At 72.0% G+C, this 14,780-nt stretch carries 13 protein-coding genes; 6 read left to right on the top strand and 7 right to left on the bottom strand.

The genetic code is table 11. The annotated features are described in order from the left end of the window. Window positions 1-65: 65 nt before the first annotated feature. Genes JYA75_RS05550 through JYA75_RS05535 form a run of 4 tightly spaced genes read left to right on the top strand, consistent with a single transcriptional unit; the run spans window position 66 to window position 4,508 of the window. Window positions 66-572: a (2Fe-2S)-binding protein gene (locus JYA75_RS05550; protein ID WP_006944121.1), complete on the top strand. Its 507-nt coding sequence runs from the start codon at window positions 66-68 to the stop codon at window positions 570-572. Continuing rightward, complete coding sequence (locus tag JYA75_RS05545) at window positions 569-2,956, top strand: xanthine dehydrogenase family protein molybdopterin-binding subunit (protein WP_029546634.1); 2,388 nt, start codon at window positions 569-571, stop codon at window positions 2,954-2,956. The genes JYA75_RS05550 and JYA75_RS05545 overlap by 4 nt, the downstream gene beginning before the upstream one ends. Then, window positions 2,953-3,810: a xanthine dehydrogenase family protein subunit M gene (locus tag JYA75_RS05540; RefSeq protein WP_029546635.1), complete on the top strand. Its 858-nt coding sequence runs from the start codon at window positions 2,953-2,955 to the stop codon at window positions 3,808-3,810. Before JYA75_RS05545 ends, JYA75_RS05540 begins: the two co-directional genes overlap by 4 nt. Before the next feature lie 20 nt (window positions 3,811-3,830). Beyond that, on the top strand, window positions 3,831-4,508 hold the full coding sequence (locus JYA75_RS05535) for an SRPBCC family protein (RefSeq protein ID WP_065923318.1): 678 nt from the start codon (window positions 3,831-3,833) through the stop codon (window positions 4,506-4,508). Window positions 4,509-4,617: 109 nt separating this feature from the next. Here the strand turns inward: JYA75_RS05535 and JYA75_RS05530 are convergent, their stop codons facing one another. The 3 genes from JYA75_RS05530 to JYA75_RS05520 are packed head-to-tail and all read right to left on the bottom strand — an operon-like array spanning window position 4,618 to window position 9,513. After that, a complete protein-coding gene (locus tag JYA75_RS05530) occupies window positions 4,618-7,332 on the bottom strand; it encodes a molybdopterin cofactor-binding domain-containing protein (protein ID WP_203329769.1) in 2,715 nt (904 codons plus the stop codon). Further along, window positions 7,329-8,138, bottom strand: coding sequence for an FAD binding domain-containing protein (locus tag JYA75_RS05525; protein ID WP_203329768.1), 810 nt, complete (start codon window positions 8,136-8,138; stop codon window positions 7,329-7,331). Before JYA75_RS05525 ends, JYA75_RS05530 begins: the two co-directional genes overlap by 4 nt. Window positions 8,139-8,142: 4 nt before the next feature. Then, complete coding sequence (locus JYA75_RS05520; RefSeq protein ID WP_203329767.1) at window positions 8,143-9,513, bottom strand: 8-oxoguanine deaminase; 1,371 nt, start codon at window positions 9,511-9,513, stop codon at window positions 8,143-8,145. 142 nt (window positions 9,514-9,655) lie between these two features. Here JYA75_RS05520 and JYA75_RS05515 point away from each other — a divergent pair, with 142 nt between their 5' ends. Beyond that, window positions 9,656-11,128 carry a PucR family transcriptional regulator gene (locus tag JYA75_RS05515; RefSeq protein ID WP_043796904.1) on the top strand — a complete coding sequence of 491 codons (1,473 nt, stop codon included), beginning with the start codon at window positions 9,656-9,658 and terminating at the stop codon, window positions 11,126-11,128. A gap of 10 nt (window positions 11,129-11,138) precedes the next feature. Here JYA75_RS05515 and pucL read toward each other — a convergent pair whose 3' ends face one another. Genes pucL through uraD form a run of 3 tightly spaced genes read right to left on the bottom strand, consistent with a single transcriptional unit; the run spans window position 11,139 to window position 12,902 of the window. Next, window positions 11,139-12,053, bottom strand: a complete 915-nt coding sequence (gene pucL, locus JYA75_RS05510) for a factor-independent urate hydroxylase (RefSeq protein ID WP_185713288.1) — start codon at window positions 12,051-12,053, stop codon at window positions 11,139-11,141. Window positions 12,054-12,057: 4 nt separating this feature from the next. After that, window positions 12,058-12,384, bottom strand: coding sequence for a hydroxyisourate hydrolase (gene uraH / locus JYA75_RS05505; RefSeq protein WP_006944145.1), 327 nt, complete (start codon window positions 12,382-12,384; stop codon window positions 12,058-12,060). Then, window positions 12,384-12,902, bottom strand: coding sequence for a 2-oxo-4-hydroxy-4-carboxy-5-ureidoimidazoline decarboxylase (gene uraD, locus JYA75_RS05500; protein WP_203329766.1), 519 nt, complete (start codon window positions 12,900-12,902; stop codon window positions 12,384-12,386). The genes uraH and uraD overlap by 1 nt, the downstream gene beginning before the upstream one ends. Before the next feature lie 155 nt (window positions 12,903-13,057). Between uraD and JYA75_RS05495 the strand changes: the two genes are divergently transcribed. After that, the gene (locus tag JYA75_RS05495) at window positions 13,058-13,960 is read left to right on the top strand and encodes an LLM class F420-dependent oxidoreductase (protein ID WP_029546642.1); all 903 of its coding nucleotides are present in this window, start codon (window positions 13,058-13,060) and stop codon (window positions 13,958-13,960) included. Window positions 13,961-13,979: 19 nt separating this feature from the next. Here JYA75_RS05495 and JYA75_RS05490 read toward each other — a convergent pair whose 3' ends face one another. Continuing rightward, the gene (locus JYA75_RS05490; RefSeq protein ID WP_065923313.1) at window positions 13,980-14,708 is read right to left on the bottom strand and encodes a helix-turn-helix domain-containing protein; all 729 of its coding nucleotides are present in this window, start codon (window positions 14,706-14,708) and stop codon (window positions 13,980-13,982) included. Window positions 14,709-14,780: the final 72 nt, after the last annotated feature.

Raw genomic sequence — 14,780 nt, 5'->3', positions numbered from 1 at the left:
GCACAGTGTCAGTGAACACTTCTCGACGATCTTGGATCCCGGATGTTCCCGGCATTGGAGGCCCGATGCGCATCACTGTCACCGTCGACGGGACGACCTACACGGACGAGGTGGAACCGAGGCTGCTGCTCGTGCACTATCTGCGCGACCGGCTCGGCAAGGTCGGCACCGTGGTGGGCTGCGACACCAGCAACTGCGGTGCCTGCACCGTGCACCTCGACGGCCGCAGCGTCAAATCCTGCTCGGTGCTCGCCGTGCAGGCCGACGGTGCGGAGGTCACGACCGTCGAAGGCCTGTCCCGCGACGGCGTGCTGCACCCCGTCCAGCAGGCATTCCACGACAACCACGCACTGCAGTGCGGCTACTGCACGCCCGGCATGATCATGTCGACGATCGACCTGCTCGAGGAGAACCCCGATCCCGACGAGCACGAGGTGCGGCTGGGTCTCGAGGGCAACCTGTGCCGCTGCACCGGCTACCAGAACATCGTGCGGGCGGCGCTGGACGCGGCGCAGAAGGCCCGGGCCGCCGAACTGCAGACGGACAACACGACGGCAGGAGGCGGGCGATGACCAGCACCGTCGAACCCGAGATCGGCCAGTCGCGGCGGCGCAAGGAGGACGAGCACCTCGTCACCGGGCGCACCCGCTGGACCGACAACCTCGTCCTCCCCGGGATGCTGCACATGGCGATCCTGCGCAGCCCGTTCGCCCACGCCCGCATCACCTCGATCGACACGTCGGAAGCACGGCAGAGACCCGGCGTGGTGGCGGTGCTCACCGGCGCGGACGCCTCGCCGGAGCAGGGCAGCCTGCCGTGCGCGTGGGTGATCACCCCCGATATGAAGATCCCGCCCGCGCCGTCCCTGGCCGTCGACACGGTCAACTTCGCCGGGGAGGCCGTCGCCCTCGTCGTCGCGCGCAGCGCCTACGAGGCCCACGACGCCCTCGAGGCGATCGACGTGGACTACGACGAGCTGCCCGTGGTCCTCGACCTGGCGACCGCCGCCCGCGACGGCGCCGACCTCGTGCACCCGGATCTCGGCACCAACGTCAGCGCCACCTGGACGTTCGACTCCGCCGAGGCCGGCACCGGCGGCGACGTCGAGCAGGCCATCCGCGACGCCGAGGTCGTCGTCGAGCGCACGTTCCGGCAGCAGCGGCTCATCCCGGCGTTCATGGAACCGCGCTCCGTCGTCGTCGACCCCACCGGGCCGCAGATCACCGTGTGGTCGGCCACGCAGATCCCGCACATTCTCAAGATCATGCTGGCGATGACGCTGGGCATCCCCGAGCACAAGCTGCGGGTGATCGCACCGGACGTCGGCGGTGGTTTCGGCGGCAAGCTGCAGGTGACCCCGGAAGAACTGCTCGCACTGCTCGTCGCGCGCCGGCTCGGGAAACCGGTCAAGTACACCGAGACCCGCAGCGAGTCGATGGTCGCGGCGCATCACGGCCGCGACCAGATCCAGAAGCTCACCCTCGCCGCGCGCCGCGACGGCACCGTCGTCGGCCTGAAGGTCGAGCTGCTCGCCGACATGGGCGCCTACCTGAGGCTCGTCACCCCGGGCGTACCGATCCTGGGCGCGTTCATGTTCAACGGCATCTACAAGTTCGGCGCCTACCACTTTTCGTGCACCAACGTGTTCACCAACAAGGTGCCCACCGACGCCTACCGCGGGGCGGGCCGGCCGGAGGCGACGTTCGGGATCGAACGGATCATGGACGAGCTCGCCGCCGAGCTGTCGATGGATCCGCTCGAGCTGCGCGCCAAGAACTGGATCCGGCACGAGGAGTTCCCGTTCGACACCGTCGCGGGCCTGACGTACGACTCGGGCAACTACGAGGCGGCCACCGCGAAGGCCCGCGATCTGTTCCGGTACGACGAGTTACGCCGCGAGCAGGAGGAACGCCGCCGCCGGCAGGACCCGGTCCAGCTCGGCATCGGGGTGTCGACCTTCACCGAGATGTGCGGCCTGGCGCCGTCGCGGGTACTCGGCTCGCTCAACTACGGGGCGGGCGGCTGGGAGCACGCCGCGATCCGCATGCTGCCCACCGGCCGGGTGGAGGTGGTCACCGGTTCGTCGTCGCACGGGCAGGGCCACGAGACGGCGTGGAGCCAGATCGTCGCCGACCGGCTCGGAGTGCCGTTCGAGGACATCGAGGTGCTGCACGGCGACACGCAGACCTCGCCGAAGGGGCTGGACACCTACGGATCCCGGTCCCTCGCCGTCGGCGGTATGGCCGTGGTCAAGGCCGCGGAGAAGGTGATCGCGAAGGCCCGCCCGATCGCGGCGCACATGATGGAGTGCTCGGAGGACGACCTCGAGTTCGCCGAGGGCCGGTTCCGGGTCCGGGGTACCGAGAAGGCCGTGGGCATGAGCGACATCGCGCTCGCGGTGTTCACCGCGGCCGACCTGCCCGAAGGCATCGAGCCGAACCTGGATTCCGAGGCCACCTACGACCCGGACAACTTTTCGTTCCCGCACGGCACGCACCTGTGCGCCGCCGAGGTGGACACCGAGACCGGGCAGGTGCGCATCCGCTCGTACGTGTGCGTCGACGACGTCGGGCACGTCGTGAACCCGCTCATCGTGGAGGGGCAGGTGCACGGCGGCCTCGCCCAGGGCATCGCGCAGGCCCTGTACGAGGAGGCCGTCCACGACGAGTCCGGCACCCTGCTCAGCGGTTCGTTCGCCGAGTACCTGCTGCCGTCGGCCGCGGACCTGCCGACGTTCACCACCGACCGCACCGAGACCCCCGCGACCGGAAACCCGCTGGGCGTCAAGGGGGTCGGCGAGTCCGGCACGATCGCCTCCACGCCGGCGGTGGTCAACGCCGTCCTCGACGCCGTGCGCCACCTCGGCGTGCGGGACATCGAGATGCCGTGCACCCCGATGCGGGTGTGGCACGCCGTCGAATCAGCTCGGCAATCGGCTCAGGGAGGTGCCCGATGATTCCGTCGACGTTCGACTACGTCGCGCCCACCACCATCGACGAGGCCGTCGCCGCGCTGGCCGCTGCCGGGGAGGACGCCAAGATCATCGCCGGCGGGCAGAGCCTGATGCCGGTGCTGCGGCTGCGGCTGGCCGCCCCCACCACGCTCGTCGACCTCGGGCGCGTCCCCGACCTGCGGGGGGTGCGCGAGGACGGCGGCGACCTCGTGATCGGCGCGATGACCACCCACCACGACGTGATCCACGATCCGCTCGTGCGTGAACACGCGCGGCTGCTCGCCGAAGCCACGAGCACGGTGGCCGACCCGCAGATCCGGCACCGCGGCACCCTCGGTGGGGCCCTGGCCCACGCCGATCCGGCCGGGGATCTCGGCGCGCCGGTGCTCGCCCTCGAGGCCACCCTCGTCGCGGCCGGACCGTCGGGGCGGCGCAGCATCCCCGTCGCGGAGTTCTTCGACGACTACTTCACCACCACCCTGCAGCCCGAGGAGATCCTCGTCGAGGTGCGGATCCCCAAGCTCACGGGATGGGCGGCGCGGTACGAGAAGTTCAACCGGGTGGCCCACGCCTGGTCGATCGTCGCGGTCGCCGCCACCGTGCAGACGGACGGCGGCACGATCCGTCAGGCCCGGGTGGCGCTGACGAACATGGCGGCCGTGCCCGTGCGGGCGCACGCCGTCGAGCGGGCCCTCGTCGGGCAGCCCGCGACGGCGGACACCGTCCGTGCCGCCGCCGAGCAGGCCACCGAGGGCACCTCACCCATGAGCGACGGCAACGCCGACGCCGACTACCGCCGCCAGCTCGCGCGGGTGCTCACGCGCCGTGCCGTGGCGACGGCAGCGGACGTCGCCTGAGCACACACTGGAGACGAACCATGCAACTCGAACACCACATGTCCGTGCCGGCACCCATCGACGAGGTGTGGACGGCACTCCTCGACCCCGAGAAGGTGGCACCCTGCATGCCCGGCGCCACCCTCACCGGCGTCGACGGCAACACCTTCACCGGCACGGTGAAGATCAAGATGGGACCGGTACAGCTGCTGTACAAGGGCACCGGGGAGTTCGTCGAGACCGACGAGCAGGCCCGCCGGGCGGTCATGGAGGCCGCCGCGAAGGACTCGCGCGGCAACGGCACCGTGAACGCGACGTTCACGATCACCCTCGTCGGCGACGGCGACCGCACCGAGGGCACCGTCGTGACCGACCTGTCCATCACCGGCAAGCCCGCCCAGTTCGGGCGGGGCATGATCTCCGACGTCGGCGGCAAGATCATCGAGCAGTTCACGGCGTGCCTGGCGGACAAGCTCGGTGGCCCGCCCGCCCCGGTGCCGATGCCGGAGGCCGCCGCGCCCCCACCCCCGGCGGGCGGGGCCCCGGAGGTGACCCCGGCCGTGCCGGTGACGGCGGCACCACAGCCCACCGAGGCCGCGCCGCTGGACCTGATGCAGTACGCCCGCGGGTCCGTACTCAAGCGCGTCGGCCCGGCAGTGGCCGTGTCGGCGCTGGTGGCCCTGATCGTCTACCTGCTGCTGCGGCGCCGCCACCCCTGAGACCGCCTGTTCGCCCCTCCCCTCCTCGAGCGAATGTATCGTTCCGTCGGCCTGATCGAGTGAGCGATACATTCGCTCGGCACGGGCGGGCCGACGGAACCGGCGCCGATCACTGCAGCAGCCGCCAGATCCGGTCGCGGGAGAGCGGCAGCTCGTGCGGCCGGACCCCGATCGCGCGGCGCACCGCGTTCGCCAGCGCGGGCGCCACCGGGTTGAAGGGCGCCTCGCTCATCGACTTCGCGCCCATCGGGCCGAGCGCGTCGTAGGTGTCGGCGAAATACACCTCGGTGCGGGGCAGGTCGGCGTACTGCGGAATGTGGTAGTTCCGCAGCGCATCGGTGACGACGCGGCCGGTGGCGTCGGTGACGAGTTCCTCGTACAGCGCGACCCCGATCGCCTGGGCGGCGCCGCCCTCCACCTGGCCGCGGCACTGCTCGGGGTTGACCACGACGCCGGCGTCGGCGGCCTGCACCGACTGCAGGATCCGCAGCTCGCCGGTGCGCACGTCGACGGCGACGCGGAAGGCCTGCACGTTGAACGACAACGAGCGAGGCAGGCCGCCGTGGCTGCCCTCGGCCCGCAGCGTGCCGCCGGCCGCGTCGAGCAGTTCGCCGGGGCTGACGAGGCGGCCGCCCGCACGCACCCCGTCCGCCTCGGGCACCGCGTCGTCGGGGTCGGTGCCGGTGATCTGTCCGGCGAGTTTGACCATCCGCCGGCGCAGTTCCCGCGCGGCGGCGAGCAGGGCCTTGGCGGCGACGACCGTCCCCGACGATCCGTACGCACCGGTGTCGTGGGTGGTGACGTCGGTGTCGGACTGGCGGATCCGGATGCGGTCGGGGTGGGTGGCCAGCTCGGTGGCGACGATCTGGGTGTGCACGGTGGTGGTGCCGTTGCCGAACTCGGCGGTGCCGACCCGCGCGAGATAAGTGCCGTCGCGCAGCAGTTCGACGGACGTGTCGGCGACGTGCCCGCCCGGCGGGTTCGACGCGATCATCGCCAGGGCCATGCCCTCACCGACGCGCCACTGCGGCCCGGCCGGTTCCCCGGCACCGCCTCGGCGCATCGCGTCCTGCACCAGGTCCAGGCACTGGTCCAGCCCGTAGCTGCCGAAGATCAGATCGCCGCCCTCCGGGTGCGCGCCCACCAGGTCGTCGCCGGGCACGACGACGTTGCGCCGCCGCAACTCGTACGGGTCCATGCCGAGTTCGACGGCGAGCTCGTCCATCGCCGACTCGATTGCGAAGATGATCTGCCCCAGCCCGTAACCGCGGAACGCGCCGGAGGGACGGTTGTTGGTGTACACGGCCTGGGCGTCGACCCGCTTGTTCGGGCACCGGTACACCTCGACGGATTCGCCGCATCCGTGGAACATCACTCCCGCCGAATGGTTTCCGTAGGCGCCCGCGTCGGAGAGCACATCGATCGCCAGGGCGGTGAGGACGCCGTCGGCACCGGCCGCGACCGTGACGTCCACGCGCATCGGATGCCGGCACGGCGCGACGGTGAGCTGATCGGTGCGGGTGAACTCCCACTGCACCGGGCGTCCGGTGCGCAGGACGGCCGCCGCGACGACGTCCTCGGCGAGCATCTCCTGTTTGGCGCCGAAGCCGCCGCCGACGCGCGCGGCGAACACCCGTACCCGATCGCGGTCGAGACCGAAGATGTGGCACAGCTCGTCGCGGACGAGGAACGGCACCTGCGTGGAACTGCGGATCACCAGGCGGCCCCCGGTCGCGAGATCACCGCTGCCGTCGATCCACCCGATGGCGCCGTGGGTCTCGAGGTGGGTGTGCTGCACGCGCTGCGTCTGCCACCGGCCGCGCACGACGGCGGCGGCCGCGGCAACGCCGGCGTCGACGTCACCGACCTCGCCGTGCAGTTCGGCGACGAGGTTGCGCGACGGATCGGCGATGCGGTTCTCGGGTCCCTTGTCCGCGTGCAGCAGCGGAGCGCCGGGCCGGCGCGCCTCGTCCGGGTCCAGGACGTACGGCAGCACCTCGTATTCGACGGCGAGCAGGCGACATCCCTCCTGTGCGAGCGCCGGGGTCTCGGCGACGACGGCCGCGACCCGCTGCCCGTGGTGGCGCAGGATCCGGTCGAACAGCACGGTGTCGTCGGGGTCGTCGTCCCGGTGTTCGTGGCGGGCCGTGGAGTACGCGACGGCCGGGGCGTCGCGGTGACAGAGCACCGCGTGCACGCCGGGCAGTGCCTCGGCGGCGGTGGTGTCGATCGAGACGATCCGTGCGTGGGCGTGCGGGCTGCCGAGCACGGCGACGTGCAGCGCACCGGCGACGGTGGTGTCGAAGGTGTAGGGCTCGGCGCCGGTCACCACCCGCGCGGCGGCCGGGGCACGCAGGGACCGCCCGCAGGAGGGCCCGGGCGCGGGCGCCTCCACGTTGGTGACGCCGCGCAGCGCGTCGTCGACGGACCGGTAGCCGGTGCACCGGCACAGGTTCCCCTTGAGCCGGTTCGGCAGGTCCGTCAGATCGTCGTCGGTCAGGGTGGCGGCGGTGACGATCATTCCGGCCGTGCAGAATCCGCACTGGAACCCGGCGGCGTCGACGAACCGCTGCTGCAGCGGATGCAGATCGTCACCGGTACCGAGGCCGGCGACGGTGGTCACGGCGTGGCCCTCGGCACGCACGGCGGGAAAGACGCACGAGTGCACCGCCTCTCCGTCGACGAGGACCGAGCAGGCGCCGCAGTCGCCGGCGTCGCAGCCCTTCTTGACCTCGAAGTGGGCGTGCTCGCGCAGCAGCGTGCGCAGGCACTGTCCCGGCCGGGGGTCGGCGTCGAGTTCGCGGCCGTTGACGGTGAACCTCACGACAATTCCTCCCGGATCTCGTCGGCCAGGACGGCGGTGACGGTGCGGCGCCAGTCGGCGGCGCCGTGTGCGTCGGTGAAGTACGCGTCGGCCGGCACACCGGTACGCAGCGCGTCGGCGAGTTCGCCGGGCGTGGGTGGATCGGGGAATCGGAACACGTAGGGCCGCACGGTCGCGGCGGTCACCGACAGCGTGAAGGCGCCGTCGGGGCCGACGCGGCCGATCACCACCGCGCCGGAGCGGCCGAGTGGGGCGAGCGCGATCTTGCGGAACGCGGTGCGCGACGCCAGCGCCGCCGCGGGGACGTGCACGCTGCGCAGCACCTCGCCCGGCCCGAGCAGATTCGTTCCGTTTCCGGTAACGAACTGCTGCACGGGAATCCGTCGCTCCGCGCCATCCGGCGCCCAGATCAGGGCGGTGGCGTCGAGCGCCGTGGCCAGCGAGATCATCGCCCCCGCCGGGAACGCGAGGCAGACATTGCCGCCGACGGTGGCGCGCTTCCAGATCTTCCACGAGGCGAGCAGTGCCGCCGCGCACTGATGGAACAGCGCTGCGCTCGGCCATGTTTCGGTGCCCGACAGCGCGGCGAGGCGTTCCACGGTGCAGGTGGCCGCGATCTCGAGACCGGCGTCGGTGACGGTGAGAGCGGGCCAGCGCAGCCCGGACAGGTCCAGCAGCCGGCGCAGGTGCGGCTGCGGCTCGGAGAACAGCCACGTCCCGCCGCCGACGAACGCCGTAGCAGCGTCGGCGACGAGATCCTCTCGGGCGCAGGCTATGTCGTATGCAGTCACGGTGTGCAGGTCCATGCGCTCACCCCGCCTTCGCCACCAGGGCGTCGTGCGCGGCGGCAACCTCCGCGGCCACCGACGTCTCGTCGACGGTGCGCACCTCGTCGCGGCGCACCACCTCGCGACCGTCGATCAGCAGCAGCTCGAGCGGCGGCGGGGAGCCGAGCACGAGCGCCGCGACGGGATCGGTGATGCCCGCATGGGCGAGCGTGTCGATCCGCCACAGCGCGAGGTCGGCGAGCTTGCCGACCTCCAGGGAGCCGATCTCGTTCTCCCGGCCGAGGACCCGCGCCCCGCCGACGGTCGCCAGTTCCAGGCTCTGCCGGACCGTCATCGCGCGCGGCCCGCTGCGGGCCCGGGCGAACAGCGCGGCGTGGTGGGCCTCCTCGAGCATGCAGCACGACTCGTTGCTCGCCGCCCCGTCGACCCCGAGACCGAGCGGCACCCCCGCCGCGTACAGGTCGGCGGCGCGGGCGATGCCGGCACCGAGGCGGGCGTTGGACGTCGGGCAGTGCGCCGCGCCCGTGCCCGAGGCGGCGAGCACCCCGATGTCGCGGTCGTCCAGGTGCACGGCGTGCGCGTACCAGACGTCGGGGCCTGTCCAGTCGAGCGACTCCATGTACTGCACCGGATTGCAGCCGAACCGCTCCATGCAGAAGTCCTGCTCGTCGAGGGTCTCCGCGAGGTGGGTGTGCAGCCGCACCCCCAGATCGCGGGCGAGCACCGCGGACTGCTTCAGCAACTCCGTGCTCACCGAGAACGGCGAGCACGGTGCGAGCGCGATCCGCAGCATGGACCCGAACGACGGATCGTGCCACCTCTCCACGGCCCGTTGGCTCTCGACGAGGATGGTGTCGAGGTCCTCGACGACGTGGTCCGGCGGCAGGCCGCCCGCGCTCGCGCCGAGGTCCATGGATCCGCGGCACGGGTGGAACCGGACGCCGACGTCCGCGGCCGCGGCGATCTCCGCACCGAAGACGTCGCCGCCGTCGCGCGGGACCACGTAGTGGTGGTCGGTGCTGGTGGTGCAGCCGGTGCGGACGAGGTGGGCGAGGGCGCCCTTCGCCGCGACGTGCACGGCGTCGGCGTCGATCCCGCCCCAGACGGGGTACAGCGTCGTCAGCCACTCGAAGAGGGTGTGGTCGACGGCGAGGCCTCGGGTGATCCACTGGTACAGGTGGTGGTGGGTGTTCACCAGGCCGGGCGTCAGCACACAGCCGGTGCCGTCCACGAGGGTGGCGCCGGCGTAGCCGCGCGGCTCGCCGGCGCCCACGGCGACGATCCGGTTGCCGTCGACGACGACGTGCCCGCGCCGGTACTCGGCCCGTCCGGCGTCCATCGTCACCACGTGCGCGCCCTGGATCACGATCGGCCGGGTGGTGTTCGGCTGCATCGGCGTTGCTCCTCACGCTCGTCGACGCTCCCAGTCAACGCCCCGGAAACCGCAACATCCCGGTCGGCACACACGAAACGGAACCGAAATATCGGCTTCGTATTGTGCGATCGTCCAAACCCGTCACCCGGAGGTGAACGCCGTGCTGCTACAGGATGTCCTCGACGCACCGGAGCTCGGAATCCGCCTGCTGCACGGCGACTCCGATGCGCTCACCCGCCCGGTGCTGCGGGCGTGCACGACCGACATGCCCGATCCCACCCGCTACGTGAGCGCGGGATCGTTGGTGTTCACCGGCCTCGTCTGGCGGCGCACCGCGGCGGACGCGGACCTGTTCGTCACGCTGCTCGCCCGCGCCGGGGTCTCCGCCCTCGCCGCCGGGGAGGCGCTGCACGGGCAGGTGCCGTCCGACGTGGTCGAGGCCTGCGTCCGGCACGGGATACCGCTGCTCTCGGTGCCCGAGGAGGTGCCGTTCAGCCGGGTCATCGAGTACATGACCGGCCGGATGGCCGGGGCGCGGATGGACCGGTTGCAGACCGGCCTGGCCCGGCAGCGACGGCTGCTCACCGCGGTCGCCGACGGGTGCAGCCTCGACGAACTCACGGACCGGACCGCCCGGGAGTTCGGGGTGCCGGCGTGGCTGCTCACCGCCACCGGGATGCCCGTCGCCGGCGCCGATCCCCTGCCCGACGAGGATGTCGACGCCCTCACCAGGACCGCGCTGACCGCCGATCGCCTGCCCGCCGAGGTGGCGGGGGGATACACGGTGCTGCCCGTCGGTTCGGGGCTCGCCGACCGGATCGGCTCGTGGTACCTCGTGGTCCGGCACGCCGGCACCCCGGACGCGGAGTGCCTCGACGCCTTCGGCGAACTCGCCGCGGTGGCGGCCCTCGACCGGGTGCGGCGGGAGGAACGCCGCCGGCTCGGGTGGGAGGCCGCGGACCGGACGCCCCCCGGGGGCGACATCGACTGCGGCAGATCACCGGTCGCCGTGGTGGTCGACCGTGCCCCGGCCGGCACCCCGGAGCAGCGCGCCGCGATGCGGGCCGCCGTGCAGGACGCGTTGTCCGGCGCCGTCACCACCGTCGACGTCGCCGGGCGCGTCGTCGCGCTGGTCGACGGCGACGAGTCCGAGGTGGTTGCCGCGCTGCGGCGGCGCCTGGGGCGCCTCGCTCCCGCGCTGGCCCGGACTCGCCTACTCGTCGGTGTCAGTGCTTGCGGCACAGGCGAATCCGTTGACGGCGCGGTGCGCTCCGCGGCCGCCGCCGTCGCCGCGGCGCGCGGCGACGCGGGGGCGGTGTGCGTGCGGGCGGCCGAGCTCGATTCCGCGCTCGGGTTGTTCACCGCCGTTCCCGATCAGTTGCGCCGCGCGTTCGCCGGGCGCATCCTCGGTCCCGTGCTCGAGCACGACCGGCGCACCGACGCCGGGCTGCTCGCCACCCTCGAGGCGTTCCTCGACTGCGACGGCTCCTGGCGCCGCACGGCGGACCGACTGCACGTGCACCTGAACACGGTCCGCTACCGGATCGGCCGCGTCGAGGCACTCACCGGCCGCGACCTCGGACGCATCGGCGACCGGCTCGACGTGTACCTCGCCGTGCGCGCCCTGGCGTGAGGGCGGCGCGTCAGACGGCGCCGGTGTAGGCGTCCCAGGCGATCCCGGCGTCGGGGGCGTCCTCGCGCTGCACCGTCGCCTGGATGAGGCCGTAGGGCCGGTCGTCGGCGTGGAAGACCTCGTTGTCGTTGGCCACGCCGAACCGCTCGAGGTCGTAGACGAAGTGATGCTTGTTGGGGGCCGACAGCCGGATCTCGGCGACGAACGGGTACTTCTCGAGCACGGCGCGTCCCATCTCGAAAAGAGTCTGCTGCAGTGCTTTCGACTGAAGGTTCGCGAACCGCTCGAGCATGGTCGCCTTGATCCCGGCGTAGGTGGCGTCCCAGTCGACGTCGGTCGTGGTGAACCGCCACCTCGCGACGAGGCTCGTCGCCATCACCCGGTCGCGAGTCGGCTCGAGGACCGTGTACGGATCGGTGAGGAACCCGGCGAACTCGGAACCGGTGGACTTGAGTACGACGAGGTCCTTCAGCCCGCCGATCACCCATTCCCGGCGCGCCCGGCCGGAACCCTGGACGGTCACCGCGGCGGTGCGTACCTCGGAGCCCTTCCGGGTCCAGGTGTGGTCGTGCCCCACACCGTCGACGGCGACGCGCTCCCAGGCGTATTCCTCGATCTCGATGCGAGCCGAGTGGACGGGTTCGACGTCGTCGACGAAGTGCCGCGCGAGGGCGAGGGCGTAGGTCTCGACGAACTCGACGCCCTTGGCGTAGGCGTAGATCGTCTGCTTCTGGGTGTCGGTGGGCAGGACGGTGCCCTGGTCGCCCTCGAGGTGCGCGGCGCCGAAGTCGCCGCGCAGGCAGGACGAGACGTTCATGTCGCGGATCTCGTGCCGCGGGGTGTCGCGATGGATCCGCACCACGCGGTTCTCGGCCTTGCCGTACTGGTGCGGTCCGAGAACGATCTTGCCGGTCAGTTCGGTCATGGGGTCAGCTCCCGCGGTAGGTGGAGTAGGCGAACGGGGACAGCAACAGCGGCACGTGGAAGTGATTGCCGGCCACAGAGATCCGGAAGGTGACGACGACCTCCGGATAGAAGGGGACGATGTCGCGCTCGGCGAACCAGTCGCCCGTGCCGAAGGTGAGGGTGTAGGTGCCGGGCGGCAGGGGCTCGTCGGTCAGTGCGCGGATCCGGCCGTCGTCGTCGGTGCGTCCCGTCCCGAGGACGCTGCCGTCCGCGCCGGCCAGGGCGACGTGCACTCCGGCTGCCGGAGTCCCGGTGGTGGCGTCGAGCACGTGCGTACTGAGGGTGCTCATCACCCGCCCCCACGGGACGCGACGTCGGCCTCGTCGAGCACGAGACGTTCGAGCCGGAGCCGGGTGATGTCGGCCAGGGCGGAGCGCACCTCCGCGGCCTCGGTGGCGGGATCGTTGCCGAGGCGGCGGTGGAGGATGTCGAGCAGCTCGGCGGCGGACCGCCCGGCCGCGCGCACGAGGTACACGTGCCCGAACCTGTCCTCGTAGGCACGGTTGCCGACGGCGAGGGCGGCAAGGATCCGGGCGTCGGCGGTGGCGACGGCCGACTGCTCCCGCTGCGACGACGCGCTCTCCGAACGTTCCCCGATGCGCGGATGCCCGGCCAGGGCCTCGGCCCGGCCGTGGTCGTCGAGACCCGCGATCGCGACGGACACGGCGTCGAGCAGGGCCGGACGGTCGCCGTACGGGCGTCCGGCGGCCACCCGGGCGGCCCAGGTCGCGCCGGCGCAGCAGGTCGTCAGCAGCGCGACGGCCTCGGGTTCCGGCAGGGCGTCGAACTCGGCGACGGTGTACGGCACGGGAGCCTCCTTCGTTCCGGTGTCTCCACCCTCGCGCAGGCGGGGCGGCTCCCGGGGTGCCCGCAGCTACAAAGTCGGCCGCGGTCCGGCGGAGGGGTTTGGACGATCATCCAGGGCCGCGGTCCGGGCCGACCGCCACCGATCGACCGCCCGGAATGAAACCGGCGGCGACGGAGGTTGGACCCGGCGTGACGGATTCGACGAAGGCAGAGAACACGACGCAGACTCCCCCGCTCGGCCGCTTCGGCGTCTGGCGGCACGCGACCGGCCTCCCACCGGAGACCGGAGCCGAGATCGAGAAGCTCGGCTACGGCACCATCTGGATCGGCGGTTCGCCGCCCGCCGACCTCGAGGTGGCCGAACGCCTCCTCGACGCCACCGAGAACATCGTCGTGGCCACCGGCATCGTCAACATCTGGACCGCCCCCGCCGACGAGATCGCGGCCTCCTACCACCGGCTCGAGGAACGCCATCCCGGCCGCTTCCTGCTCGGTGTCGGCGTCGGCCACCCCGAGGCGCACGGTGAGACGTACCGCAAGCCCTACGCGGCACTGGTCGAGTACCTGGACGTGCTCGACCGCGAGGGCGTGCCCGAGGCGCGGCGGGTCCTCGCCGCGCTGGGACCGAAGGTGCTGAAGTTGTCCGCGGACCGGGCCGCCGGAGCCCACCCCTACCTCACCACCCCCGAGCACACCCGCGAGGCGCGCGCCGTTCTCGGCCCGGGCGCCGTGCTCGCCCCCGAGCAGAAGATCGTGCTGTCCACCGACGTCGCCACGGCCCGCACCATCGGCCGCAAGGCCGTGGCCAACCCGTATCTGAAGCTGCGCAACTACCGTGCGAATCTGGAACGCACCGGCTTCACCGCCGAGGAACTCGACAACGACGGCACCGACCGGGTCGTCGACGCGCTCGTCGCGCACGGCGACGCGGAATACATCGCGTCGCGTCTGCGGGAGCACCTCGACGCCGGGGCGGACCACGTCGCGGTCCAGGCCCTGCCGATGCGGGACGACCCGGTTCCGGCCCTGCGGGAGGTCGCCGCGGCGCTCGGGCTCTGAGGCCCGGAACCGCGACGACTCACCGCTCTACGCCCCGGATCCGGACGCAGCAGAACCCCGGTTCCGGGGCGAGTTCCGCGCAGAGCCGGTCGGTCCCGAGTCCGGCGACGACCCCGTCGAGCAGGGCGAGGTTCATCCCGCAGACCAGTTCACGGTGCTCGTTCGCCAGCCGGTCGAACGGGCAGTTCGCCAACCGCATCTGCCCGTCGCCGGACAGGCGCGGCTCGTAGCCGTGCCGGGCGAGCAGCCGCGCCATACGTTCGAGGTCGGTACCTCCCGCGTCCATAGGACCGGGCACCGTTCCGGCGGGCACGGCCGGGGTGGCCGCATTCGCGGCAATACGCCGGCCGTGCTCGACGGCAGCGGTCCGCACCGCCTCCGCGATGGGCACCGAGTCGCGCATCGACCGCTCGATCGCGGCCGCCAGAACCTCCCCGGCGAGGTCGTAGCGCCGCTCGGGCAGGGAGATCGACAGCTCGCGCGACGAGCGCCGATAGAGCTTCGACGGCCGTCCTGCACCCGGGCCCGTCCGCCCCGAGAGCCTGCGGTACTCCGTCTCGAGCAGGCCCTCCTCCACGAGCCGGTCGAGGTGGAACCTCGCTGCGTGCAGCGGCAGGCCTACCGCGGCCGCAGCCTGCTCGCGCCCGACCGCGTCCGTTTGTGCGGCGACGTAGCGGTAGAGGGACCTTCGAGCCGGGTCTGCCAGCGCACCGATCCCCGACGCCTGTTCGGCGAACTCGTCCTGCACGATTCCCCCTTCTAAAAGAGAAACTTCTTGACGTAATCTACGTCACACTTCTAAAATCAAATCTACTCTCTC

The sequence above is a fragment of the Rhodococcus sp. PSBB066 genome, from assembly GCF_017068255.1.
GTDB lineage: Bacteria > Actinomycetota > Actinomycetes > Mycobacteriales > Mycobacteriaceae > Rhodococcus > Rhodococcus aetherivorans.
The sequence above is the reverse complement of the archived record's forward strand: the minus strand, read 5'-3'. Positions and strand labels throughout refer to the sequence as shown.

Bases quoted from the DNA above. Each gene is read 5' to 3' on its own strand.
- JYA75_RS05535 (WP_065923318.1), top strand. From the start codon at position 3,831: ATGCAACTCGAACACCACATGTCCGTGCCGGCACCCATCGACGAGGTG.
- pucL (WP_185713288.1), bottom strand. From the start codon at position 12,053: ATGACCGAACTGACCGGCAAGATCGTTCTCGGACCGCACCAGTACGGC.
- JYA75_RS05550 (WP_006944121.1), top strand. From the start codon at position 66: ATGCGCATCACTGTCACCGTCGACGGGACGACCTACACGGACGAGGTG.
- JYA75_RS05540 (WP_029546635.1), top strand. From the start codon at position 2,953: ATGATTCCGTCGACGTTCGACTACGTCGCGCCCACCACCATCGACGAG.
- JYA75_RS05545 (WP_029546634.1), top strand. From the start codon at position 569: ATGACCAGCACCGTCGAACCCGAGATCGGCCAGTCGCGGCGGCGCAAG.
- uraH (WP_006944145.1), bottom strand. From the start codon at position 12,384: ATGAGCACCCTCAGTACGCACGTGCTCGACGCCACCACCGGGACTCCG.
- JYA75_RS05525 (WP_203329768.1), bottom strand. From the start codon at position 8,138: ATGGACCTGCACACCGTGACTGCATACGACATAGCCTGCGCCCGAGAG.
- JYA75_RS05495 (WP_029546642.1), top strand. From the start codon at position 13,058: ATGAAACCGGCGGCGACGGAGGTTGGACCCGGCGTGACGGATTCGACG.
- JYA75_RS05520 (WP_203329767.1), bottom strand. From the start codon at position 9,513: ATGCAGCCGAACACCACCCGGCCGATCGTGATCCAGGGCGCGCACGTG.